The following is a 24453-nucleotide window of genomic DNA, read 5'->3' as shown; positions in this document are numbered from 1 at the left end:
TGCGGAGGCCGTCCCCCGCAGGGCCACGTACCATGGGGTGAGGCCGTGGCGTGTCCAGCCCGGCAGGTCCCGCGCAGCAGAGTCCCGCGCAGGGCAGTCCGCACACTCCGGGAGAACGCCGCAATATGGCCACGCGCCACGACATCCGTAACGTCGCCATCGTCGCCCACGTCGACCATGGCAAGACCACCATCGTCGACGGCATGCTGAAGCAGGCCGGCGCGTTCGCCGCCCACCAGCTCGACTCCGTCGACGACCGCATGATGGACTCGAACGACCTGGAGCGTGAGAAGGGCATCACGATCCTCGCCAAGAACACGGCGGTGAAGTACCACCCCAAGGACGGTGGGGACCCGATCACGATCAACATCATCGACACCCCCGGCCACGCCGACTTCGGTGGCGAGGTCGAGCGTGGTCTGTCGATGGTCGACGCGGTCGTCCTGCTGGTCGACGCCTCCGAGGGTCCGCTGCCGCAGACCCGCTTCGTGCTGCGCAAGGCGCTCCAGCAGCGGCTGCCCGTCATCCTGTGCATCAACAAGACGGACCGCCCGGACTCGCGCATCGACGAGGTCGTCAACGAGACGTACGACCTCTTCCTCGACCTGGACGCGGACGAGGAGCAGATCGAGTTCCCGATCGTCTACGCCTGCGGCCGTGACGGCGTCGCCTCGCTGACCAAGCCGGAGAACGGCACGGTCCCGGCGGACTCCACCAGCCTGGAGCCGTTCTTCTCCACGATCCTGGAGCACGTCCCGGCCCCGACGTACGAGGAGGACGCGCCGCTCCAGGCCCACGTCACCAACCTCGACGCGGACAACTTCCTCGGCCGTATCGCGCTGCTCCGCGTCGAGCAGGGCGAGCTGCGCAAGGGCCAGACGGTCGCCTGGATCAAGCGCGACGGCACGGTCCAGAACGTCCGCATCACCGAGCTGATGATGACCGAGGCGCTCACCCGCAAGCCGGCCGAGGTGGCGGGCCCCGGTGACATCTGCGCCGTCGCCGGTATCCCGGACATCATGATCGGTGAGACCCTCGCCGACCCCGAGAACCCGGTCGCGCTGCCGCTGATCACGGTCGACGAGCCCGCGATCTCCATGACCATCGGCACGAACACCTCGCCGCTGGTCGGCCGCGGTGGCACGGGCAAGGGCGCGGACGCCAAGTCCGCGGTCAAGGACCGCAAGGTCACCGCCCGCCAGGTCAAGGACCGCCTCGACCGCGAGCTGATCGGTAACGTCTCCCTCCGCGTGCTCGACACCGAGCGCCCGGACGCGTGGGAGGTCCAGGGCCGTGGTGAGCTGGCGCTCGCCATCCTGGTCGAGCAGATGCGCCGCGAGGGCTTCGAGCTGACCATCGGCAAGCCGCAGGTCGTCACCCAGCAGATCGACGGCAAGACCTACGAGCCCGTCGAGCGCATGACGATCGACGTCCCCGAGGAGCACATGGGCGCGGTCACGCAGCTCATGGGCGTCCGCAAGGGCCGGATGGACAACATGTCGAACCACGGCTCCGGCTGGGTCCGCCTGGAGTTCGTCGTCCCGTCCCGCGGCCTCATCGGCTTCCGTACGGAGTTCCTGACCGGTACGCGCGGCACGGGCATCGCCCACTCCATCCACGAGGGCCACGAGCCGTGGTTCGGCACCCTGACGACCCGTAACAACGGCTCGCTCGTCGCCGACCGCTCCGGCGCCGTCACCGCGTTCGCGATGACGAACCTCCAGGAGCGCGGCGTGCTGTTCACCGACCCGGGCACCGAGGTGTACGAGGGCATGATCGTCGGCGAGAACTCGCGCTCCGACGACATGGACGTGAACATCACCAAGGAGAAGAAGCTCACGAACATGCGGTCCGCGTCGGCCGACTCGTTCGAGGCGATCGTCCCGCCGCGCAAGCTCTCCCTGGAGCAGTCGCTGGAGTTCTGCCGCGACGACGAGTGCGTCGAGGTCACCCCGGAGGCCGTTCGCATCCGCAAGGTCGTGCTCGACCAGAAGGAGCGCGGTCGCAGCGCGAGCCGTGCCAAGCACAGCTGAGTACTGAACAACCCGGCCTTGGTGCCGGGTAGTTGAGCCCGGCCGTCCCCGTCTCGGGGGCGGCCGGGCTTTTTGCAACCCGTTTTCGCGCGGCCGCCCACCGTGGGGTGTCCGGAACGCGGAGATCCCGGACCGATAGCCATGTAACACGTCCGTTTCGTGGCCTTCAGTAGGGGACTTGTTTGTCCGGTTTTTGGAAGTTCGACACGTCAGCCGTGACTGAATTGAGATTTAAAGACGGTGGTCGCCATGTGGCTCATGGCAGATAGTTAGCCGCGTAGCGCTCGGGTCAATGGGTCTCGCACTGTGGGGACAGTGCCGGCTCACGAGCACCAGGGGGTGTCTGCCCTTCCGTCAGGGGTGTCGGGAGGAAGACGGGAACCCTCTCCTGTTGGTGAACACGTGGAGTCATGAGGAGGAACCCCCATGCGCGGTGTCACAGGCGTCAGTCGGAGTCGTTCGTCGCTTCCAGTGGTGTGATCCGGCCCTAGTACTACGCGCGTCCGGCTGCGGTTTCGCGCGCTGTCCAGCTTTCCCGGAACCTCCCGCACTCATATCTGTGAAACGGACGAACCGTGACAAGTCCTATCGACATCGAGGGCGGCGGGACTTCGGTCGTCGTCGACGGCGAACCAGGGCCGCTGACGAAGACCGAGACCGTCCAGCTCGAAGGCCGTTCTCCCGGCCGGCTGATGTGGCTGCGCTTCAGGCGTGACCGCACCGGTGTGATCTCGGCCTGTGTGGTGGCCTTCTTCTTCCTCATCGGGCTGCTCTCCCCGCTGATCTCCAAGCTGTACGGCAAGGACCCGTACACGGTGTACGCCGATGAGCGCCCCGAGCTGTTCGACAGCGCGGGCGTCCCGATCCAGCCCAACGGCGGTATCAGCGGCGAGTTCTGGTTCGGCCTCGAACCCGGCAACGGGTACGACGTCTTCACCAAGCTCATCTTCGGTATCCGCACCTCGCTGATGATCTCGCTCGCGGTCACCGTCACCGTCGTCCTCACCGGCATCCTGCTCGGGGTGGCGGCCGGATACCTGGGCGGCCGGACCGACTTCTTCATCGGCCGGGTCATCGACTTCCTGCTCGCCTTCCCGGCGCAGTTGTTCTTCATCGCCAGCATGCCGGTCGTCGTCTCGCTGTTCGTCAGCCCCCGTGACGAGACCCCCACCTACGTCCGGGTGCTGGCACTGATCATCGTCCAGTGGTTCCTGGGCTGGATGAGTCTCGCCCGCATCCTGCGCGGCACCTCGCTCGCCCTGCGCGAACGGGAGTTCATCGAGGCGGCCAGGGTCAGCGGGGCCTCGCCGTGGCGGATCATCAGCAAGGAGATCCTGCCCAACGTCGTCACCCCGCTGCTGGTGCAGTCCACCTACCTGCTGCCCTCGTTCGTCACCGCCGAGGCGGGACTGTCCTTCCTGGGCGTGGGCATCGTCGAACCGACGCCGGACTGGGGACAGATGTTCTCCAAGGCGTCCACGGAACTGGTGATGCAGAACGACATCACCTACATGTTCTTCCCCGGCATCTCGATGATCATCTTCATCGTGGCCTTCAACCTGCTCGGGGATTCGGTCAGAGACGCGTTCGACCCCAAGTCCGCTCGCTGACCGGGCACTTCACAGCACAGCACCGCACGCACAGCACTACCAGCAGTTTCTCCGCACTGGTGACACAGAACGCACTGGTGACACAGAGATGGGTGGGAACCTCGTGATGAGTAGGGGCGGACGCCAGGCATACGGCGCACTTTCCGTGCTCGCGGCCGGAGCGCTTGTGCTCACCGGTTGCAGCAAGGGCGGCAGCGACAAGGGCGGCGACGACGACAAGAAGCAGCAGCAGAACGCCCAGCGCCAGCAGGCGCTGATCGAGTTCGGTGACGCGAAGGCGTCCACCGGACCGGCCGCCGAGGTGCCCGGCGCCAAGCCCGGCGGCACCCTGGAAGTGCTCCAGCGCGACAGCTACGCGCACCTCGACCCGGCGCAGATCTACGTCGCCGACGAGGGTTCGCTGGCCACCCTGCTGCACCGCGGGCTGACCGGGTACAAGGCGACCAGCGACGACGGCAGCAAGCACGAGGTCGTCGGCGACCTCGCCACCGACTCGGGCACCACCACCGACGGCGGCAAGACCTGGAAGTACACGCTCAAGGACGGCATCAAGTTCCAGGACGGCACGCCGATCACGTCCAAGGACATCCGGCACACCGTCGAGCGCCTCTTCGCGCCCTTCATCAACCAGGGCCCGACCTTCCTCCAGCAGTGGCTGGCCGACGCGCCGGGCGCGACCTACCGCAAGCTGCTCAAGGACGGCCCGTACAAGGGCAAGCACCTGCCCGACTCGGTGCTGGAGACCCCGGACGACAAGACGATCGTCTTCCACTTCAAGACCCCGCACGCCGACCTGCCGTACGCGCTGGCCATGGCGGGCTACGGAGTCGTCTCCCAGAAGGGTGACACCAAGGAGCGCTACGACAAGGCGCCCGTGGTGGCCGGCCCGTACAAGGTCGAGTCGTTCAAGTCCGGCAAGTCGATGGTGCTGGTGAAGAACACCAACTGGGACCCGAAGACGGACCCGATCCGCCACCAGTACATCGACCGGCTCAACTTCCGCTTCAACCAGCAGTACGAGGCGTCCACCAAGGCCCTGCTCGCCGACGGCGGCGCGGACCAGACGGGCATCAGCTTCAACAACCAGGTCGACGCGGGCAACCTGTCCTCGGTGCTCAAGGACTCCAAGCTGAAGTCCCGGACGGTCTCGGGCTACCAGTCGTTCGTCGGCCAGATGAACATCAACATGAGCCACAAGCCGATGCAGGACAAGACGGTCCGCGAGGCCATCGCCTACGCCCTGCCGGTCACGCCGTTCGTCCGTGCCTACGGCGGCACCGACGCCATGGAGGTCGCGGGCGGTCTCATCTCCCCGACCGTCTCGGGCTACGACGCCACCTTCGACCCGTGGGGCAAGAAGAAGAAGCCCGCCGGTGACGCGGCCAAGGCCAAGGAGCTGCTGAAGAAGGCCGGCAAGCTCAACATGAAGCTGACCTTCGGCTACATCAACACCCCCGAGGGCCAGCAGTACTCCACCGCCATGGCGGCGGGCCTGAAGAAGGCCGGCTTCGACGTCCAGCGCCAGGAGATCCCGGCCGAGACCTTCTACGACCAGGTCTCCAAGCTGGACAACAACTACGACATCTTCCACACCGCGTGGGGTGCCGACTGGCCGTCCGCCTCGACCGTGATCCCGCCGCTGTACGACGGCCGCGTGATCGCCGAGGGCGCGCAGAACTACTCGCAGATCAACGACCCGAAGATCAACAGCGAGATCGACCGGATCGGCAAGATCACCGACCCGGCGAAGGCCGCGTCCGAGTGGGAGAAGCTCGACCAGTACATCGTGAAGGACGTCGTCAACGTCGTCCCGACCGCGTACTACAAGCAGACGCAGATCGCCGGTTCCAAGGTCGGCGGACTGGTCTACGACGACGTGCTCAGCGGCATCGACCCGCGTCGCCTCTTCATCAAGTAACCGCCTCCCGCCCGGCATCCGGCGCGCCCCGCTCGGGGTGCGCCGGGCGCCGGGCCCCGGACCGCCGACGTCAGAGAGCTGCCCCTGTCATGCTGCGCTTCCTCGTCCGCCGGACCCTCGGTGCCGTCGTCATCCTCTTCCTGCTGAGCATCGTCACGTTCGTCCTGTTCTTCGGGGTGCCCCGCGACCCGGCGCTGCTGATGTGCGGCAAGACCTGCAACGCGGAGGCCATCGAGAACATCCACCATGTGCTCGGCCTCGACAAGTCCATCCCCGAGCAGTACATGATCTTCCTGCACAACCTCGCCATGGGCAGCGACAGCTTCGCCCAAGGGCCGTGCCCGGCACCCTGCTTCGGCTACTCGTACCACACCAACGAGCAGGTCTGGGGCACGCTGATCGACCGGCTGCCCACCACCGTGTCGCTGACCATCGGCAGTGCGGTGTTCTTCCTCGGCATCGGTATCGGCGCCGGCCTGCTGGCCGCCTGGCGGCGCGGCACCATGATCGACAAGCTGGCCACGGCCGGCGCGATGGTCATCAGCGGGATGCAGATCTACTTCCTCGGCCCGCTGGCCCTGGCGCTCCTCGTCTACCAGACCCACTGGTTCGAGAAGCCCGACTACCACGACTTCACCGCGAACCCGATCGACTGGTTCGCAGGACTGGTCATCCCCTGGGTGATCCTCTCCACCATCTTCGCGGCGCAGTACACCCGTATGGCGCGCTCCTCGATGATCGAGCAGTTGCAGGAGGACCACGTCCGCACCGCCCGCGCCAAGGGCATGTCCCGGCGGTACGTCTTCTTCCGGTACGCCTGGCGCGGCTCGCTGATCCCGATCGTCACCATCTTCGGCATCGACCTGGGCTCCCTGCTCGGCGGCGCCATCATCACCGAGTGGACCTTCGGTCTGCCGGGGCTCGGCCAACTGTCCGTGCAGTCCGTCTACTTCAGCGATCTTCCGCTGCTGCTCGGCGTGATGCTGTTCGCCGCCGCGATGATCCTGCTCTTCAACATCGTCGTCGACGCCGCGTACGCCTTCATCGACCCGCGCGTGCGGCTGTCCTAGGAGCACTGTCGTGACCACTTTGACCAAGGAGGCCGGTGTCCCGGCCCCGGCGGGCGACGGTCCGCTGCTGTCCGTGCGCGATCTGCACGTCAGCTTCAAGACCGAGGACGGCATCGTACGGGCGGTGGACGGGCTCTCCTTCGACCTGGAACGCGGCAGAACCCTCGGCATCGTGGGGGAGTCGGGGTCGGGCAAGTCGGTCACCAACCTGACCGTCCTCGGCCTGCACAACCCGATGTTCACCACCGTCGAGGGCGAGATCCTGCTGGACGGGCAGGAGTTGACGACCGCGCGGGAGTCGGAGCTGGAGAAGCTGCGCGGCAACAAGGTCGCCATGATCTTCCAGGACCCGCTGACCGCGCTCTCCCCTTATTACACGGTCGGCCGGCAGATCGCCGAGCCGTACATGAAGCACACCGGCGCCTCCAAGCGGGAGGCGTGGGGCCGCGCGGTGGAGATGCTGGGCAAGGTCGGCATCCCCAACCCCAAGGCACGGGCGGGTGATTACCCGCACCAGTTCTCGGGCGGCATGCGCCAGCGCGCGATGATCGCCATGGCCCTGGTCTGTGACCCGGACCTGCTGATCGCCGACGAGCCGACCACCGCGCTGGACGTGACGGTCCAGGCGCAGATCCTCGATCTGCTCAAGGACCTCCAGCAGGAGTTCGGTTCGGGCATCATCTTCATCACCCACGACCTGGGGGTGATCGCGGACATGGCCGACGACATCATGGTGATGTACGCGGGCGGCGCGGTGGAGCGCGGCTCGGTCGACACCGTGCTGCACGCCCCCGAACACCCCTACACCTGGGGCCTGTTGAACTCGATGCCGCGGCTCGACTCGGACCCGTCGATCGCGCTCACCCCCATTCCCGGCGCACCGCCCTCCCTGCTCAGCCCGCCCTCGGGCTGCCGCTTCCATCCCCGCTGCCCCTTCCAGGACCGGGTCGAGGGCAACCGGTGCGTGACCGAGCGCCCGCTGCTGGGCGAGGGGGAGTCGGCGTGCCATCTGACCCCGGCGCAGAAGCGGGACATCTTCGTGGACGAGATCAAGCCCCGGCTGGGCTAGGGCGCAAAGGAGTAACCGTCATGACCAAGGACCTGTTGCTGCCCGCTCCGCGGGACGAAGGCGCCGACGCGGGCGGCGAACCGCTGCTCGAGGTCTCCGGGCTGACCAAGCACTTCCCGGTCAAGGGGGGCTTCCCGATCCGGCGGACCATCGGCGCGGTCCAGGCGGTGGACGGGGTCGACCTCTCGGTGCGGGTCGGCGAGAGCTTCGGCCTGGTGGGTGAGTCGGGCTGCGGCAAGTCGACCACGGGCCGGCTGATCACCCGGCTGATGGAGCCGACCGCGGGCACGATCTCCTACCGGGGCAAGGACATCAGCCATGCCTCGCGCCGGGAGCTGGCGCCGATCAGGTCCGAGATCCAGATGATCTTCCAGGACCCGTACTCCTCCCTCAACCCCCGCCAGACCGTCGGCAAGATCATCTCGGGGCCTATGGAGATCAACGGCATCGAGCCGCCCGGCGGCCGCGAGAAGCGGGTGCGGGAGCTGCTGGAGATCGTGGGTCTCAACCCCGAGCACTTCAACCGCTTCCCGCACGAGTTCTCCGGCGGCCAGCGCCAGCGCATCGGTGTGGCGCGGGCGCTCGCGCTGGAGCCCAAGCTGATCGTGGCGGACGAGCCGGTGTCCGCGCTGGACGTCTCCATCCAGGCGCAGGTGGTGAACCTGCTCCAGAAGGTGCAGCGGGAACTCGGCATCGCGTTCCTGTTCATCGCGCACGACCTGGCGATCGTCCGGCACTTCTCGCAGCGGGTGGCGGTGATGTACCTCGGGAAGATCATCGAGGTGGGTGACCGCGATTCCATCTACACCCGCCCCCGGCACCCCTACACCCACGCCCTGCTCTCCGCCGTGCCGGAGGTGAGCGTGGCGGGCGAGCAGGCTCCGGCCCGCGAGCGCATCCGGCTCGCCGGTGACGTGCCGTCCCCGATCGACCCGCCCTCCGGCTGCCGCTTCCGCACCCGGTGCTGGAAGGCGCAGGACAAGTGCGCCACGGAGGAACCGCCGCTGGTGCAGATCACGGGGAACCGCGCCGGCCACCTGACCGCCTGCCACTTCCCGGAGGAGCCCACGACCGAGGCCCGCGAGGAGGACATCGTCCTGGACCCGGCGCTGCTGGCGCTGGAGGAGGACATCGCCAAGGACTAGGGCCTGTCCGGCGGATCAGGGTGCGGGTGAGCAACGGTGCCGAATCGACCCAGGTGAGCGGGGTCTGGTGCGTCCAGATGCAAGGCGGAGGAGGGAGTCGACGCGGAGCGGTGGGGGTCCCCCCTGCTCGAGCGGAGGCGAGAGCTTGGGGGAGAGTGACGACAACGCCGCAGATGGGCGTGCCAGACCCCGCGTCCGCGCCATGATCCGCCGGACAGGCCCTAGGCAACGGCGACGGTGATGATCTCCGGGGACTCGGGGGTCAGCGGGCTTCGGTCCCAGTCGCCGTAGCGGGCCGCGATGTTCAGCCCTGCCCCGGCGAGGAAGTGGTCCAGTTCGCCGGGGTCCAGGAAGCGGAGGGTGTTGCGGCCGGTCCTCGGGGCCGGCCAGCTCGCGCAGGCGAAGGTCTCGGTGAAGCCGACGACGCCGTTCTCCGGTCCGTGCGTCACCTCGTGGTGGACCCGGATCTCGGCGCCGTCGGCACCGGTGATCGTGTGCACCCGGTCCGGGGTCCAGCGCTCCCAGGCGCGGGCGCCGGGGTTACGGGTCTCGAAGACGAAGCGCCCGCCCTCGGTCAGCGCCTCCCGTACGGCGCCCAGGCACTGCCGGATCTCCTCGTCCCGGACCAATTGCTGGAAGGCGTGCCCGGTCATCACCGCGAGCGCGAACTCGCCCTTCCACTGGCGGCTCCGGGTGTCCCCGAGCACCCACTCGACATCCGGGGCGCCCGCTCGGGCGTGGACCAGCATCGCGGCGGCCGGATCGAGTCCGGTCAGCCGTCCGGGGTGCCCCTCGGCGCGGGCCCTGCGGAGCAACTGGCCGGTGCCGCAGCCGATGTCGAGCACCGAGGCCGCCGCCCTGATCAGGCCGAGGTGGAAGTCGTCGCCCGGACCCCAGGGATTGAGGGCGTCGTAGAACGGCGCTAGCGAGAAGTCGTTGAACGGTTGGGCTACCACCGGGGCAGTCTCACACGGGTGCCCGGTCGCGCGTACGGCCGGCGAAAGGTTCCGGCCAGAGCAGGCGGAAGGCCCGCGTCAGGGTGGACGCGGGCCTTCGGTCCCCTGGAACAGGACATTCGGGGCTCGGGTCAATGGGCCGGTGAAAGTCCGTTCCGCAGGTGGCGGTCGACGAAAGGGGTGTGTCAGACCGCTTCCTGGGGGGTCTTGGAGAGACTGGCGACCGGAATGATCTCCTGTGACTCCGGGTAGTGGCAAGCCGTGAGGTGGCCGGGCTTGTTGCCCTCGGCCTCCGCGAGCGGCGGGGCCTCGGTCGCGCACTTCTCCGTCGCCTTCCAGCAGCGGGTGCGGAAGCGGCAGCCGGAGGGCGGGTCGATGGGGGAGGGCACGTCTCCGACCAGGCGGATGCGCTCGCGCGGGGTCTCGTCCACCGTGGCCTCGGGGACCGCGGAGAGCAGGGCGCGGGTGTAGGGGTGGCGCGGGTTGTTGTAGAGGTCGTCCCGGTCGCCTATCTCCACGATCTTGCCGAGGTACATCACCGCGACGCGCTGCGAGAAGTGCCGGACGATCGCCAGGTCGTGCGCGATGAACACGAAGGCGATGCCGAGTTCCCGCTGCACCTTCTGGAGCAGGTTGACGACCTGGGCCTGGATGGAGACGTCCAGCGCGGAGACCGGTTCGTCGGCCACGATCAGCTTCGGGTTCAGGGCGAGCGCGCGGGCGACGCCGATGCGCTGGCGCTGGCCGCCGGAGAACTCGTGCGGGAAGCGGTTGAAGTGCTCGGGGTTCAGACCCACGATCTCCAGCAGCTCCCGCACCCGCTTCTCGCGGCCGCCGGGAGGCTCGATGCCGTTGATCTCCATCGGACCGGAGATGATCTTGCCGACCGTGTGCCGCGGGTTCAGCGAGGCGTACGGGTCCTGGAAGATCATCTGGATCTCGGACCTGATCGGGGCGAGTTCCTTGCGGCCGGCGTGCGTGATGTCCTTGCCCCGGTACGCGATCCGGCCCGCGGTGGGCTCCATCAGCCGGGTGATCAGCCGCCCGGTGGTGGACTTGCCGCAGCCGGACTCGCCGACCAGGCCCAGGCTCTCGCCCTCGGCCACCTGGAAGTCCAGCCCGTCCACGGCCTGGACCGCGCCGACGGTACGCCGGATCGGGAAGCCGCCCTTGATCGGGAAGTGCTTGGTCAGCCCGGAGACGTCCAGGAGGGGAGTGTCGCTGCTCATGGTGGTGAAATCCCGTCTCGTGTACGTCAGATGGCCTTGCTGGCGGCAAGGTCGGCGAGGAACTCACGGCGCTGGCCGTCGGAAAGGTGGCAGGCGTTGCCGCGGCCGTCCTCGATCTGCAGCGGCGGGCGCTCGGTGGCGCACCGGTTGCCCTCGACCTTCTCCGCGAAGGCGCAGCGCGGGTGGAAGCGGCAGCCGGTGGGCGGGTTCAGCAGCGAGGGCGGGGACCCCGGGATCGGGTTGAGCGGCACGTCGACCGGGCCGTCCAGGCTCGGCATGGAGCCGAGCAGACCCCAGGTGTAGGGGTGCTGCGGGGTGCGCAGCACCTCCTCCTTGGGGCCGCGCTCGACGCAGCGGCCGCCGTACATCACCAGCACGTCGTCGGCGATGTCCGCGATGACGCCCAGGTCGTGGGTGATGAAGATGATCGAGGTGCCGAACTCCTGCTGGAGGTCCTTGAGCAGGTCCATGATCTGGGCCTGCACGGTGACGTCCAGCGCGGTGGTGGGCTCGTCCGCGATCAGGAGCTTCGGGTCGCAGACCAGGGCCATGGCGATCATCGCGCGCTGGCGCATGCCGCCGGAGAACTCGTGCGGGTAGTTGTCCACCCGCCGGTCCGGCTGCGGGATGCCGACCCGGCGCAGCATCTCGATAGCCCGCTCCCGCGCGGCCTTCTTCGAGGCGCCGGTGTGCTTGCGGTAGACCTCGCCGATCTGGGTGCCGATGGTGTGGTACGGCGACAGCGAGGCCAGGGCGTCCTGGAAGATCATCGCCATCTTGTTGCCGCGGAGCTTCTCCAGCGTGCGGTCGGAGGCGCCGTTCAGCTCCTCGCCGTCCAGCTCGATGGAGCCCTCGACCTTGGTGGTGTCCGGGTTGTGCAGCCCCAGGATGGTCAGGTTGGTGACCGACTTGCCGGAGCCCGACTCGCCCACGATGCCGAGCGTCCTGCCGCGAGCGAGGTCGAAGGAGAGGCCGTCGACGGCCTTGACGGTGCCGTCCTCGGTCGAGAAGTGCACCTTCAGGTCCTTGACGGACAGGAAGGGCTGCGAATCGGTGCTCGTCACGGGGACGCTCCAGAAAGGGTGATGCGGGGGGCGGGCGGGTTCAGGCGAGCCGGATACGCGGGTCGATCATCGCGTAGACCGCGTCGACGATGATGTTGGCGACCACCACGAAGGAGGCGGTGATCACCATGACGCCGAGCAGCATCGGCAGGTCGTTGGTGAACACGGACTTCACCGCCAGCATGCCGAGGCCCTGGAGGCTGAAGGTCTTCTCGGTGATCATCGCGCCGCCGAGCAGCACGCCCATGTCGATGCCGAAGATGGTGACGATCGGGCCCATCGCGCCGCGCCAGGCGAAGCGGAAGAAGACGTTGCGGCGGGACATGCCCTTGGCGCGGGCCGTGCGGACGTAGTCCTCGCTGAGCGTCTCGACGAGCTGGGAGCGGGTCATACGGGTGTAGTTGGCCGTCCAGATCAGCGCCAGCACCAGCCAGGGAACCAGCAGTCCCGTGAACCACGCGCCGGGGTTGTCGGTGAAGGGCGTGTACGAGGGCTGCGACAGGATGTGCGACTGGTACACGAGCAGGTACAGCGCGACCGGGCCGACGAAGTAGATCTGCATGGACGAGGCGACCAGCGAGGCGGAGCTGGCGATCTTGTCCAGCATCCGGCCCTGCTTCACCGCGGCGAGCATGCCGGCGCCGATGCCGAAGAACAGGAAGACGACCGAGGAACCGATGGCCAGCGAGGCCGTGGTGGGGAAGCGGTCCAGGATGGTGGCGAGGACCGGCTCGCGGTTGACGAACGAGTAGCCGAGGCACGGGGCGTCGCAGTGGCCGAAGCCGGAGTAGTCGCGGCCCACGAAGATGGCCGACAGCCAGTGCCAGTACTGGACCGGCATCGGGTCCGAGATCCCCATGTTGTGCCGGATGACCTCCAGGGTCTCCGGCGTGCAGACCTTGCCGCAGGCCAGCCGGGCCGGATCGCGCGGTACCGCGTAGAAGAGCATGAACGTGACCGCGCTGATGATCACCACTGTGATCACGGCGCCGAGAAGTCGGCGAACGAGGAAGCGAAGCATGGGGGTTGGCTTTCCTGGGAGGGCCGTCGTGCGGATCGGGCCGGGTCGGGCCCGGTGGACGAGCCGAGGGTGGGGCGGCGGGCCGCCGCCCCACCTCTCAGGGACGGATCGCTACTTGACGTACATCTTGTAGAGCATGCAGCCGTCGAACTGCGGGTCCATCTTCACGTTGCCGAGCTTGGAGCCGTGGATGTACAGGCGCTTCATGTAGACGTCCGGGATGAAGGCACCCAGCTCGGTGACCTGCTTGTCCAGGGCGGCCCACATGGCGTTGGCCTTGGTCTGGTCCGGCTCCGCGGTGGCGGCCTTGATGGCGGCGTCCACGTCGGGGTTCTTCAGGTGGCAGTAGTTGGTGCCCTGATCCACCACGTTGTGGCTGTCGAACAGCGGCTGGAAGACCGAGTAACCGGTCGGCCAGTCCGAGGACCAGCCGCCCCAGTAGATGTCGTAGCCGTTGTCGAGCTTGCCGATCTGGTCGTACCAGGTGGTGGAGTCGATGCCCTTGGAGACGACGTCGAAGCCGGCCGCCTTCAGGGCGTTCTCGACGACGACCTTCACCTTGGCGTTGACCGGGTCGTTCATGTACGCGTAGACGACCTTGGTGCCGGTCTTGCCGGCCTTCTTCAGGATCGCCTTGGCGGCGGCCGGGTCACCCGCGGGGTTCTTCAGCTTGCCCCACACGTCCTGCGACTCGTAACCGGCGACGAGCGGGCTCATGATGCCGGTCGCGTAGTCACCGCGGTGCGTGCCGCCCTGGAGCTGGCGGATGCCGGCCGTCGGCCAGGCGCGGATGATGGCCTCGCGGACCTTGATGTCGGTGACGCGGGTCTGGTTGATCCAGTAGACGCTGGTGCCGCTGCTCAGGTCCTCGAACAGGCGGTCCTTGGCCTTGGCGGTGGCCTGCTGGACGCGGTCCTGCGGGACGGTGCGCCAGGACACGGCGTACTGGTCGTTGCCGGAGTCGGCGATCAGACGGTCCGCGGCGGTCTGCTGCTCGATGCCGAAGGTGAAGTCGAACTCGTCCGGGTAGGCGTTGCGGATCGGGTCGGTGGCCGGGTCCCAGTGCTTGTTGCGGACCAGGACCATCGACTTGTCCGTGACGTGGGACTTGATCATGTAAGGGCCGTTGGAGAACGGCTTCTTGTCGTAGTCCTGCTTCTTGTCGTGCTTCACCGGGGTCGGCGCGTACGACTGCATCGCCACGACGTAGTTGAAGTCCGGACGCGCCTCGGAGAGGTGGAACGTGATGGACTTGCCGCTGATCTCGATCGACTTCAGGTGCTTGCCCTTGAAGGGGCCCGAGTACGACTTGCGGTACTCCTGGGTGCCCGTCAGCCAGGTCTGGGCGTAGACGGCGCCCTCGGTGATGAAGTTGGCGAAGGCGCGCTCGAAGCCGTGGCGGACGTCGTCGACGGTGACGTCGGAGCCGTCCTCCCACTTGATCCCGTCCTTCAGGGTGAAGGTCCAGGTCTTGCCGCCGTCCTTCATGGTGCCCGTGTCGGTGGCGAGGTCGCCGACCAGGGTCATCGAGCCGTCGTCACCGATCTTGTAGCCGGTGAGCGAACGGGAGAGGACGACGACGGCGAGCGAGTTCCACGCGTAGTAGACGCGCTGCGGGTCGAGGTGCGAGAAGTCGTCGTCGTTCAGCAGGTAGACCTTGCCGCCCTTCTTGGCACCGGAGACCTCCGGAGCCGGGCCCTTGGAGTCCTCCGCCGTGCCGATCTTGACCGTGCTGGCGTGGGCCTGGGCCGCTTCCTGCTTGCCGGCCTTCCCCGCGCTGCTCGTGTTACCGCTGCTGCACGCGGTCAGCACCGAGCCCGAGGCAGCGGCAACACCAGTGGCTATCAGGAAGTTTCTGCGCGAGAAGGACATCGCATCCTGCCTTGAAGTGGGTTGATGAGAGAGAACCGGCACCGCGGCAGCCTTGCCGAGGCCCTGGAGTCGAGCCGGAGTCAGCGGTTGGTCTTCGGGTCGAGCGCGTCGCGCACCGAGTCACCGAGGAGGTTGAAGGCCAGGACGAAGACGACCATCGTCACGCCGGGGAACAGCAGGAAGGTGAAGTCGTCCTGGTAGAACTGGGCGGCGTAGCCGATCATGATGCCCCAGTCCGGGGTCGGGTCCTGGATACCGACGCCGAGGTAGGCGAGGCCCGCTTCCGTCGTGACCATCGCCGGGAGCAGCAGGGTGCCCTGGATCAGGATGGGCGTCCAGAGATTGGGCAGCAGCTCCTTGAAGATGATGCGGGCCGGGGAGGCGCCCGTGACCTTCGCCGCCTCGACGAACTCCCGCTCGCGCAGGGCCAGTACCTGGCCGCGCAGCAGCCGGGCGATGGAGGCCCAGCCGAAGATGGTGAGCAGCAGGATGAGGCAGACCACGACCAGCCAGGTGGGCGTGTTCTCGTTGTCCGCCACGAAGAGCGCCAGGACCACCGGGGTGAAGGCGACGAAGAAGAGCTGCTGCGGGAAGGCGAGCAGGATGTCGATGACCCGGCCGAGGAACCAGTCCGTCTTGCCGCCGACGTAGCCCGCGCTGATGCCGATGACCACGCCGGCGACCATGGTGAGCACGGTGATCGCGACGGAGATCATCAGCGAGTTGCGGATCGCGTACAGCAGGAACGTGAAGACGTCCCGGCCGAGCTGCGGGTCGATGCCGAACCAGAACTCGCTGTCGATGCCGCCGTTCGGCTTCGCCGGGAAGCCGTTGTCGCCGAGCAGCCCCGGGGTGTTGAGCCCGTACGTGGTGTACGGGTCCTTCCCGTAGAGGTGGGCGATGAGCGGGGCGGCGAGGCTGACCACGAAGAAGAAGACCACGATGACGGCCGAGACGACACCGACGCGGTCCCGCTTGAACCGGAGCCAGGCCAGTTGTCCCGGAGACCTGCTCTCGGTGCCCTTCGGGCCCGGAGAAGTGGTCGACTTCTCGACGGGCTCGTCGGTCACCTCAAGCGGGGCAGCCGCAGATGGAGTTGGGGTGGTCATTGGTGCTCCTGGCCCGAGGGAGGGTCTGAGGACTCCGCAGGGCGCTCCCCTACGGGCTACGCCGGACTTTTTCAACGCAATTCATTCAAGGTCAATAAATTCTCGGTCGACTTGGTTTTCTATTTACCTTCTTTACTTCTGCTTGACGCATCCGTAGCTACGCGTGTAGCGCGACCGTAATCAATCCGTGCTTCACTCCGGACTATTCGGGTAAATCGACCAATGGGTTCGATATGCGGATGGCAGGGTGTCGAAATGCGTACATCGACGCGTCACGATCCAACGTTTCGGCAACGTTGCGCGGCGATCCATTGCGTTGTGTCCGCAAGATCACCGAGGCCGTTCCCGACCTGCCTGCATATGGCTGACGTGTCCCTCTAAAGGCGGGGCAATCGGGCGGCGGGCATGCGGGACGTGCCGTAGGGGCCGATATTGACCGGTAACGGTGAGGTGATCGCTAAGGAGGCACGCATGCGCGGAATCACGCACGCCCGATGGTTCGTCGGCGCTGCGGCGGTGGCGCTCGCCGCCACCGGCTGCGGCGGCGGAGCGAGCGGCGCGGCGGACGGCGGGATGCTCACCTCCTCCTGGGGCGACCCGCAGAACCCGCTGGAGCCGGCCAACACCAACGAGGTGCAGGGCGGCAAGGTGCTCGACATGGTCTTCCGGGGCCTGAAGCGGTACGACCCGAGGACCGGCGAGGCGCAGAACATGCTGGCCCGGTCGATCGAGACCACGGACTCCCGGCACTACACCGTGAAGCTGAACGACGGCTGGTCCTTCTCCAACGGCGAGAAGGTGACCGCCCGCTCCTTCACGGACGCCTGGAACTACGGCGCCAGCCTGAAGAACAAGCAGAAGAACGCGTACTTCTTCGGCTACATCGAGGGCTACGACCAGGTCCACCCCGAGATGGGGAGCCAGCGCGCCACCACCCTGTCGGGGCTCGAGGTGGTCGACGACCGCACCTTCACCGTCACGCTCAACCAGAAGTTCTCCGGCTTCCCCGACACCCTCGGCTACGCCGCCTTCGCCCCGCTGCCCCGCGCCTTCTTCACCGACCACGCCGCCTGGCTGAAGACCCCGGTCGGCAACGGCCCGTACGCCATCGAGTCCTACACCAAGGGCTCCCAGATGAGCCTGCGGAAGTGGAACGGCTACCCCGGCGCCGACAAGGCGCTCAACGACGGCGTGATCCTCAAGGTCTACACCGACAACAACACCGCCTACACCGACCTGATGGCCGGCAACCTCGACCTCGCCGACGACATCCCCGCCGCCCAGCTCAAGAACGTCAGGACCGACCTGGGCGAGCGGTACATCAACACCCCGGCCGGCATCATCCAGACCCTCGCCTTCCCGTACTACGACGAGCGCTGGAACCGGCCCGGCATGGAGAAGGTCCGCACCGGGCTCTCCATGGCCATCAACCGCGACCAGATCACCAAGACCATCTTCCAGCGCACCCGCACCCCCGCCACCGACTGGACCTCACCCGTCCTCGGCGCCGAGGGGGGCTTCAAGGCGGGCCTGTGCGGACGCGCCTGTACCTACGACCCGGCGGCCGCCAAGCGGCTGGTCCGGCAGGGCGGGGGCATCCCCGGCGGCTCCCTGAGGCTCACCTACAACGCGGACACCGGCTCGCACCGGGAGTGGATCGACGCGGTCTGCAACTCCATCAACCACGCCCTCGACGACGACAACGCCTGCGTCGGCAACCCGGTCGGCACCTTCGCCGACTTCCGCAACCAGATGGCCCAGCACAAGATGAGCGGCCCCTTCCGGGCGGGCTGGCAGATGGACTACCCCCTCATCCAGAACTTCCTCCAGCCGCTGTACTTCACCGGCGCCTCCTCCAACGACGGCAAGTGGTCGAACTCCGAGTTCGACGAGCTGGTGGACCGGGCCAACGCCGAGACCGACCCGGCCAAGGCCATCTCCACCTTCCAGCAGGCCGAGGAGGTCGTCCGGGACAACATGGCCGCCATCCCGCTCTGGTACCAGAACGGCAACGCCGGCTACTCCCAGCGCCTCACCGGCGTCCAGCTCAACCCGTTCAGCGTGCCGGTGTACAACGAGATCAAGGTGAGCTGAGCCCCATGGGACGCTACGTCGTCCGGCGACTGCTGCAGATGGTGCCGGTGTTCGTCGGGGCCACCCTGCTGATCTTCCTCATGGTCAACGTGATGGGCGACCCCATCGCCGGCCTGTGCGGGGAGCGGCAGTGCGACGCCGCCACCGCGGCCCAGCTCCGCAGCGAGTTCGGCCTCGACCGGCCGCTCTGGCAGCAGTACGCGACCTACATGGGGAACGTCTTCACCGGTGACTTCGGCACCGCGTTCAACGGGCAGCCCGTCACCGAGCTGATGGCGGCCGCCTTCCCCGTCACCATCCGGCTGACCATCGTCGCCGTCCTCTTCGAGCTGGTCGTCGGCATCACCCTCGGCGTGCTCACCGGGCTGAGCCGGGGCAGGCCGATCGACACCGGCGTCCTGCTGCTCACCCTCGTGGTGATCTCGGTGCCCACCTTCGTCACCGGTCTGGTGCTCCAACTGCTGCTCGGTGTGGAGTGGGGGTGGATCAAGCCCTCGGTCTCCCCGGAGGCGCCGTTCGACGAGCTGATCGTGCCCGGCCTGGTGCTGGCCTCGGTCTCGCTCGCCTACGTCACCCGGCTGACCCGGACCTCCATCGCGGAGAACCGGCGTTCCGACTACGTCCGTACCGCCGTGGCCAAGGGGCTGCCCCGGCGCCGGGTCATCGTCCGGCACCTGCTGCGGACCTCGCTGATCCCCGTCGTCACCTTCATCGGCACCGACATCGGCGCGCTGATGGGCGGCGCGATCGTCACCGAGCGGATCTTCAACATCCACGGCGTCGGCTTCCAGCTCTACCAGGGCATCCTGCGGCAGAACACGCAGACGGTGGTCGGCTTCGTCACCGTGCTGGTCCTGGTCTTCCTGGCCGCCAACCTGCTGGTGGACCTGCTCTACGCGGTACTCGACCCGAGGATTCGCTATGCCTGAGCCGTCGTCGTACGAGCCGCGGGGGGCGATCGCCGGGACCGGCATGGGCGGGGCGATGGACCTCGCGACCGGTGAGGCCGCCACCCTGGAGCGGATGCCGGGCGGGCCGGAGGGCGGCGGGCCGCAGAGCAGGCCGCGTTCGCTGTGGTCGGACGCCTGGCGGGACCTCAGACGCAACCCGGTCTTCCTGCTGTCCGCGCTCGTCATCGTCTTCCTGGTCTTCATCTCCATCTGGCCCTCGGCCATCACCTCCGGCAGCCCGCTCGACTGCGACCTCGCCAAGGCCCAGGACGGGTCCGCGCCCGGCCATCCCTTCGGCTTCGACGGGCAGGGCTGCGACGTCTACACCCGGACCGTCTACGGCGCCCGTACGTCGGTCACGGTGGGCGTGTGCGCCACCCTCGGGGTGGCCCTGCTCGGCTCGGTGCTCGGCGGGCTCGCGGGGTTCTTCGGGGGCGCCTGGGACGCGGTGCTGTCCCGGATCACCGACGTCTTCTTCGCCATCCCGGTGGTCCTCGGCGGCCTGGTGCTGCTGTCGGTGGTCACCAGCAACACCGTCTGGCCGGTCGTCGGGTTCATGGTGCTGCTCGGCTGGCCGCAGATCTCCCGCATCGCGCGCGGCTCCGTCATCACCGCCCGCCAGAACGACTACGTACAGGCCGCCCGCGCGCTCGGCGCCTCGCCCGCCCGGCTGCTGCTGCGGCACATCGCGCCCAACGCCGTGGCACCCGTGATCGTCGTGGCCACCATCGCGCTCGGCACCTACATCTCGCTGGAGGCCACCCTGTCCTACCTCGGCGTCGGCCTGAAGCCGCCCAGCGTGTCCTGGGGCATCGACATCTCCGCCGCCTCCCCCTACATCCGCAACGCCCCGCACGCCCTGCTGTGGCCCTCCGGTGCGCTGGCGGTCACCGTCCTGGCCTTCATCATGCTCGGCGACGCGGTACGCGACGCCCTCGACCCGAAGCTGAGGTGACGGCGCCCATGCTGCTCGAAGTACGCGATCTGCACGTGGAGTTCCGCACCCGCGACGGCGTCGCCAAGGCGGTCAACGGGGTGTCGTACGGGGTCGACGCGGGCGAGACGCTGGCGGTGCTCGGCGAGTCCGGGTCCGGCAAGTCGGTCACCGCGCAGGCCGTGATGGGCATCCTCGACATGCCGCCCGGCCGGATCACCGGCGGCCAGATCCTCTTCCAGGGCCGCGACCTGTTGAGCATGAAGGAGGAGGAGCGGCGGAGGATCCGGGGTGCCGGAATGGCGATGATCTTCCAGGACGCGCTGTCCGCCCTCAATCCCGTGCTCTCCGTGGGCGACCAGCTCGGGGAGATGTTCACGGTGCACCGGGGGATGTCCCGCAAGGACGCGCGGAAGCGGGCCGTCGAGCTGATGGACCGGGTGCGCATCCCCGGTGCCGCCCAGCGGGTGCGGGACTATCCGCACCAGTTCTCCGGCGGCATGCGCCAGCGCATCATGATCGCCATGGCGATCGCGCTGGAACCCGCGCTGATCATCGCCGACGAACCCACCACCGCGCTCGACGTCACCGTGCAGGCCCAGGTGATGGACCTGCTCGCGGAGCTGCGCCGGGAGTACCGGATGGGGCTCGTCCTCATCACCCACGACCTCGGTGTGGTCGCGGACGTGGCCGACCGGATCGCCGTGATGTACGCGGGCCGGATCGTGGAGTCGGCACCCGTGCACGACATCTACAAGGCACCGGCCCACCCCTACACGCGCGGCCTGCTCGAATCCATCCCCCGGCTCGACCACAAGGGCCGCGAGCTGTACGCCATCAAGGGCCTGCCGCCCAGCCTGACCCACATCCCGCCCGGCTGCGCCTTCCACCCGCGCTGCGCGATGGCACGGGACGTCTGCCGCACGGACGAACCCCCGCTGTACCAGGCGGGCCCCGATCGGGTGAGCGCCTGCCACTTCTTCAGGGAGTGCCTCGATGGCTGAACCCGTCCTTCAAGCCCGCGGTCTGGTCAAGCACTACCCGCTCACCCGGGGGATCGTCCTGCGCAAGCAGATCGGCGCCGTGAAGGCGGTCGACGGCGTCGACTTCGCCCTCGGCCGGGGCGAGACCCTCGGCATCGTGGGGGAGTCGGGGTGCGGCAAGTCCACGGTGGCCAGGCTGCTCTGCCATCTGGAGCGGCCCACCGAGGGAGAGATCCGGTTCCGGGGCGAGGACATCACCGGCGCGTCCGGGCGCCGGCTGAAGGAGGTGCGCCGGAACATCCAGATGGTCTTCCAGGACCCGTACACCTCGCTCAACCCCCGGATGACGGTCGGGGACATCGTCGGGGAGCCCTACGAGATCCACCCCGAGGTGGCCCCCAAGGGGGAACGGCGGCGCAGGGTGCAGGAGTTGCTGGAGGTGGTCGGGCTCGACCCGGAGTTCCTGAACCGCTATCCGCACCAGTTCTCCGGCGGCCAGCGGCAGCGGATCGGCATCGCGCGGGCGCTGGCGCTGCGCCCGGAGGTGATCGTCGCGGACGAGCCGGTGTCCGCGCTGGACGTGTCCGTGCAGGCGCAGGTGATCAACCTGCTGGAGCGGCTCCAGGCGGAGTTCGGGCTGTCCTACGTGTTCATCGCGCACGACCTGTCGATCGTGCGGCACATCTCGGACCGGGTCGCGGTGATGTACCTAGGGCGGATCGTGGAGACCGGGACGGACGCGGAGATCTACGAGCACCCCACGCATCCGTACACCCAGGCGCTGCTGTCGGCGGTGCCGGTGCCCGATCCGGAGGCGCGAGCGCACCGGGAGCGGATCATCCTGAGCGGTGACGTGCCCTCGCCGACCGCGATCCCCTCCGGGTGCCGGTTCAGGACCCGGTGCTGGAAGGCGGAGAAGCGGTGTGCGGTGGAGGTGCCCGAGCTGGCGGTGCCGGAGGTGTTCCGGGCGGTGCCGGGGGCGGAGGCGGGGCCGGTCGCGCATCCGTCGGCGTGTCTGTTCGCGGCGGAGCGGCAGGTGGTGCCGGGGGCCATGGAAGGGCACGGGGGGCACGGCAACGGGCCGGGATGACATGGCGTATCCCGGCCCGTTCACGGCACCCGCACGGCCGTACGCGAATCAGACTCGCGGGTCCGTATATCGGAGCGGCGTCCGTGAAGTTGCCTGCGTGTTAACGCGGTTCACGGGGGTTTGCCCCTCCTGCGGTGCCGTCACTTCAGGGAGCGCTTGAGGAAGTCCACCTGGAGCAGGAGCAGGTTCTCCGCGACCTGCTCCTGCGGGGTCATGTGGGTGACGCCGGAGAGCGGCAGCACCTCGTGCGGGCGGCCGGCGGCCAGCAGGGCGGAGGACAGCCGGAGGGTGTGGGCGGCCACCACGTTGTCGTCGGCCAGACCGTGGATGATCATCATGGGCCGGTGCGGTTCGGCGGGGGCGGACAGGCCCTCGTCGGTGATCAGGGAGTTGCGGGCGTAGCTCTCCGGGTCCGCCTCGGGGTCGCCCAGGTAGCGCTCGGTGTAGTGGGTGTCGTACAGCCGCCAGTCGGTGACCGGGGCGCCCACGATGCCCGCATGGAACACGTCCGGGCGGCGCAGGACCGCCAGGGCGGAGAGGTAACCGCCGTACGACCAGCCCCGGACGGCCACGCGGGAGAGGTCCAGCGGGTAGCGCTTCGCCAGGTCCTGGAGGGCGTCGATCTGGTCGTCGAGGGAAAGCGTGAAGTCCTGGTGGATCGCCTTCTCCCAGCCGGGGGAGCGGCCGGGGGTGCCCCGGCCGTCGGCGACGATCACGGCGAAGCCCTGGTCGGCGAACCACTGCGAGGCCAGATGGGCGTTGTGGGCGGCGACGACCCGCTGGCCGTGCGGGCCTCCGTAGGGGTCGAGGAGGACGGGCAGGGGAGTGTCGTCGGGGTAGTCCGTAGGCATAAGCACGGCGCACGGAATTCGCTGTGCGCCCCCCTCGGTCAACGTCACGCGGGGGGACATACCGGGATTTTCGGCGTACGACGGGACACCGAGCGCCGGTTTTCCGTCACGCAGCACCTGGACACGGGCGCCGGGGCTGTCCAGTGTCGCGGAGACCAGGACCAGCACCTCGCCCGAGCGCACCGCCGAGTGCACGCCGGGTTCCTGCGACACGCGTTCGACGCCCAGTTCGCTGACCCTGTACACATGGATCTCGCCGATTTCAGGGTCCTCGGCCGCCTCTCCCGCGGAGGCCGAGACGAGGATGCCGTCGGCCGACACGTCCAGCACCGCGCGGACGTGCAACTGCGGTCCGGTCAGCGGGCGTTCGCCCACGGTGAGGACCCGCGCGCCGCCCTCGTCCGCGATGCGGACCAACTGTCCGGAGGGGGTCCAGGCGGGCACCCCGGCGAAAAGTTCCAGCCAAGTTGGATCTTCATCGGCGTGCACCGTCCGGGTCTCGCCGGTCTCCGGGTCCACGGCCAGATACGCCTGGCCGCGCTGGTCCCGCGACTGCACCAGGAGCAGCGGCGCACCCGCCTGTGACCAGTGCACACGCGCCAGATAGGGGTGGCGCTCACGGTCCCAGCGGACCTCGGTGCGGGCTCCGTCCAGGCCGATGACGAACAGCGTCACCTCCGCGTTGGCGGTGCCCGCCGCCGGGTAGCGCACGTGGTGTGGCTCACGGTCGGGGTGTGATGTGTCCGCGATCCACCAGCGCCGCACCGGCGTGTCGTCCGCCCGCGCCACCAGCAGCCGGTCGGACTCCGGGGACCACCAGAAGCCGCGGGTACGGTCCATCTCCTCGGCCGCGATGAACTCCGCCAGGCCGTAGGTCACTTCGTCGCCCTCGGGGGTGGCGAGCGGCCGGTCGTCCGCTCCCTCGGCGCCGACGACCCGCAGCTCGCCCCCGGCCACGTACGCGATGTGCGTGCCGTCGGGGGAGGGGCGGGGGTCGATCACCGGTCCGGGGACGGCCAGTTCACGTGCGGTGCCGGCGCGCAGCTCGGCCGTGAAAAGCCGCCCCGACAAGGCGAAAGAGGCCAGTTCGGCGGCCGCGTCGGTGGCGTATCCGACGATGCCCGCGCCACCTTCCCGGCTGCGCTCGCGGCGGGCCCGTTCCTCGGGCGACAGTTCCTCGTCGGCGCCCGCGAGCAGGGCGCGCGGGTCGGCGGCGATGCGTTCGGTGCCGTCCGTCGTGTCCAGGATCCACAGGGAGTTGGCGCGGTCCGTGCCGGAGTCCGAGCGGAGGAACGCGACACGTGAGCCGTCGGGCGCCACGGTGAACGCGCGCGGCGCGCCGAGCGAGAAGCGCTGGGTCCGGGCGTGTCGACGGGGGAAGGAGTCGCTGTCGACTGTCTGGGTCGTCATGGCTCGACCATATTGGCCATGCGCCCCCTTGTGCGGCCGTGCGCC

18 protein-coding genes are annotated in these 24453 nt (G+C 68.4%); 11 read left to right on the top strand and 7 right to left on the bottom strand.

What is annotated here, in order from left to right:
* Positions 1-125: 125 nt before the first annotated feature.
* The 6 genes from typA to HEK131_RS25995 all read left to right on the top strand — a co-directional run bounded on the left by typA (position 126) and on the right by HEK131_RS25995 (position 8845).
* Positions 126-2033: a translational GTPase TypA gene (gene typA / locus HEK131_RS26020; protein WP_217462998.1), complete on the top strand. Its 1908-nt coding sequence runs from the start codon at positions 126-128 to the stop codon at positions 2031-2033.
* Positions 2034-2608: 575 nt separating this feature from the next.
* A complete protein-coding gene (locus HEK131_RS26015; RefSeq protein WP_217462999.1) occupies positions 2609-3643 on the top strand; it encodes an ABC transporter permease in 1035 nt (344 codons plus the stop codon).
* A gap of 106 nt (positions 3644-3749) precedes the next feature.
* On the top strand, positions 3750-5561 hold the full coding sequence (locus HEK131_RS26010; RefSeq protein WP_244337197.1) for an ABC transporter substrate-binding protein: 1812 nt from the start codon (positions 3750-3752) through the stop codon (positions 5559-5561).
* A gap of 89 nt (positions 5562-5650) precedes the next feature.
* On the top strand, positions 5651-6631 hold the full coding sequence (locus tag HEK131_RS26005; RefSeq protein WP_217463001.1) for an ABC transporter permease: 981 nt from the start codon (positions 5651-5653) through the stop codon (positions 6629-6631).
* A gap of 10 nt (positions 6632-6641) precedes the next feature.
* Positions 6642-7700 carry an ABC transporter ATP-binding protein gene (locus tag HEK131_RS26000; protein WP_244337196.1) on the top strand — a complete coding sequence of 353 codons (1059 nt, stop codon included), beginning with the start codon at positions 6642-6644 and terminating at the stop codon, positions 7698-7700.
* 20 nt (positions 7701-7720) lie between these two features.
* The gene (locus HEK131_RS25995; RefSeq protein WP_217463003.1) at positions 7721-8845 is read left to right on the top strand and encodes an ABC transporter ATP-binding protein; all 1125 of its coding nucleotides are present in this window, start codon (positions 7721-7723) and stop codon (positions 8843-8845) included.
* Between the two features lie 221 nt (positions 8846-9066).
* Here HEK131_RS25995 and HEK131_RS25990 read toward each other — a convergent pair whose 3' ends face one another.
* The 6 genes from HEK131_RS25990 to HEK131_RS25965 all read right to left on the bottom strand — a co-directional run bounded on the left by HEK131_RS25990 (position 9067) and on the right by HEK131_RS25965 (position 16096).
* Positions 9067-9801 carry a class I SAM-dependent methyltransferase gene (locus tag HEK131_RS25990; protein ID WP_244337195.1) on the bottom strand — a complete coding sequence of 245 codons (735 nt, stop codon included), beginning with the start codon at positions 9799-9801 and terminating at the stop codon, positions 9067-9069.
* 185 nt (positions 9802-9986) lie between these two features.
* The gene (locus HEK131_RS25985; protein WP_217463005.1) at positions 9987-11030 is read right to left on the bottom strand and encodes an ABC transporter ATP-binding protein; all 1044 of its coding nucleotides are present in this window, start codon (positions 11028-11030) and stop codon (positions 9987-9989) included.
* Between the two features lie 26 nt (positions 11031-11056).
* A complete protein-coding gene (locus tag HEK131_RS25980; RefSeq protein ID WP_217463006.1) occupies positions 11057-12094 on the bottom strand; it encodes an ABC transporter ATP-binding protein in 1038 nt (345 codons plus the stop codon).
* A 40-nt stretch (positions 12095-12134) separates the two neighbouring features.
* Entirely contained in the window at positions 12135-13115 is a 981-nt protein-coding gene (locus HEK131_RS25975; RefSeq protein WP_217463007.1) for an ABC transporter permease, read from the bottom strand.
* A gap of 111 nt (positions 13116-13226) precedes the next feature.
* Positions 13227-14987 carry an ABC transporter substrate-binding protein gene (locus HEK131_RS25970; protein WP_217463008.1) on the bottom strand — a complete coding sequence of 587 codons (1761 nt, stop codon included), beginning with the start codon at positions 14985-14987 and terminating at the stop codon, positions 13227-13229.
* A gap of 80 nt (positions 14988-15067) precedes the next feature.
* Complete coding sequence (locus tag HEK131_RS25965; protein ID WP_217463009.1) at positions 15068-16096, bottom strand: ABC transporter permease; 1029 nt, start codon at positions 16094-16096, stop codon at positions 15068-15070.
* A 471-nt stretch (positions 16097-16567) separates the two neighbouring features.
* Here HEK131_RS25965 and HEK131_RS25960 point away from each other — a divergent pair, with 471 nt between their 5' ends.
* Genes HEK131_RS25960 through HEK131_RS25940 form a run of 5 tightly spaced genes read left to right on the top strand, consistent with a single transcriptional unit; the run spans position 16568 to position 22147 of the window.
* Positions 16568-18190, top strand: coding sequence for a peptide ABC transporter substrate-binding protein (locus tag HEK131_RS25960; RefSeq protein ID WP_244337193.1), 1623 nt, complete (start codon positions 16568-16570; stop codon positions 18188-18190).
* Positions 18191-18195: 5 nt separating this feature from the next.
* Positions 18196-19119: an ABC transporter permease gene (locus HEK131_RS25955; protein WP_244337192.1), complete on the top strand. Its 924-nt coding sequence runs from the start codon at positions 18196-18198 to the stop codon at positions 19117-19119.
* Complete coding sequence (locus HEK131_RS25950; RefSeq protein WP_217463012.1) at positions 19112-20095, top strand: ABC transporter permease; 984 nt, start codon at positions 19112-19114, stop codon at positions 20093-20095. Before HEK131_RS25955 ends, HEK131_RS25950 begins: the two co-directional genes overlap by 8 nt.
* 8 nt (positions 20096-20103) lie before the next feature.
* Entirely contained in the window at positions 20104-21078 is a 975-nt protein-coding gene (locus tag HEK131_RS25945; RefSeq protein WP_244337190.1) for an ABC transporter ATP-binding protein, read from the top strand.
* A complete protein-coding gene (locus HEK131_RS25940; protein ID WP_244337189.1) occupies positions 21071-22147 on the top strand; it encodes an ABC transporter ATP-binding protein in 1077 nt (358 codons plus the stop codon). The genes HEK131_RS25945 and HEK131_RS25940 overlap by 8 nt, the downstream gene beginning before the upstream one ends.
* Before the next feature lie 140 nt (positions 22148-22287).
* Here the strand turns inward: HEK131_RS25940 and HEK131_RS25935 are convergent, their stop codons facing one another.
* Positions 22288-24408, bottom strand: a complete 2121-nt coding sequence (locus HEK131_RS25935) for a S9 family peptidase (RefSeq protein ID WP_244337187.1) — start codon at positions 24406-24408, stop codon at positions 22288-22290.
* Between the last annotated feature and the right edge of the window lie 45 nt (positions 24409-24453).

It is taken from the genome of Streptomyces seoulensis (assembly GCF_022846655.1).
GTDB lineage: Bacteria > Actinomycetota > Actinomycetes > Streptomycetales > Streptomycetaceae > Streptomyces.
Note: the sequence above shows the minus strand (reverse complement) of the source record. Positions and strands in the feature narration are given on the sequence as shown.

What these genes read in the sequence shown, in the direction of transcription:
- HEK131_RS25975 (WP_217463007.1), bottom strand. Translation starts at nt 13,115, where the DNA reads ATGCTTCGCTTCCTCGTTCGCCGACTTCTCGGCGCCGTGATCACAGTG.
- typA (WP_217462998.1), top strand. Translation starts at nt 126, where the DNA reads ATGGCCACGCGCCACGACATCCGTAACGTCGCCATCGTCGCCCACGTC.
- HEK131_RS26010 (WP_244337197.1), top strand. Translation starts at nt 3,750, where the DNA reads ATGAGTAGGGGCGGACGCCAGGCATACGGCGCACTTTCCGTGCTCGCG.
- HEK131_RS25955 (WP_244337192.1), top strand. Translation starts at nt 18,196, where the DNA reads ATGGGACGCTACGTCGTCCGGCGACTGCTGCAGATGGTGCCGGTGTTC.
- HEK131_RS25940 (WP_244337189.1), top strand. Translation starts at nt 21,071, where the DNA reads ATGGCTGAACCCGTCCTTCAAGCCCGCGGTCTGGTCAAGCACTACCCG.
- HEK131_RS25995 (WP_217463003.1), top strand. Translation starts at nt 7,721, where the DNA reads ATGACCAAGGACCTGTTGCTGCCCGCTCCGCGGGACGAAGGCGCCGAC.
- HEK131_RS25965 (WP_217463009.1), bottom strand. Translation starts at nt 16,096, where the DNA reads ATGACCACCCCAACTCCATCTGCGGCTGCCCCGCTTGAGGTGACCGAC.
- HEK131_RS25935 (WP_244337187.1), bottom strand. Translation starts at nt 24,408, where the DNA reads ATGACGACCCAGACAGTCGACAGCGACTCCTTCCCCCGTCGACACGCC.
- HEK131_RS25950 (WP_217463012.1), top strand. Translation starts at nt 19,112, where the DNA reads ATGCCTGAGCCGTCGTCGTACGAGCCGCGGGGGGCGATCGCCGGGACC.
- HEK131_RS25960 (WP_244337193.1), top strand. Translation starts at nt 16,568, where the DNA reads ATGCGCGGAATCACGCACGCCCGATGGTTCGTCGGCGCTGCGGCGGTG.
- HEK131_RS25945 (WP_244337190.1), top strand. Translation starts at nt 20,104, where the DNA reads ATGCTGCTCGAAGTACGCGATCTGCACGTGGAGTTCCGCACCCGCGAC.
- HEK131_RS25985 (WP_217463005.1), bottom strand. Translation starts at nt 11,030, where the DNA reads ATGAGCAGCGACACTCCCCTCCTGGACGTCTCCGGGCTGACCAAGCAC.
- HEK131_RS25970 (WP_217463008.1), bottom strand. Translation starts at nt 14,987, where the DNA reads ATGTCCTTCTCGCGCAGAAACTTCCTGATAGCCACTGGTGTTGCCGCT.
- HEK131_RS26005 (WP_217463001.1), top strand. Translation starts at nt 5,651, where the DNA reads ATGCTGCGCTTCCTCGTCCGCCGGACCCTCGGTGCCGTCGTCATCCTC.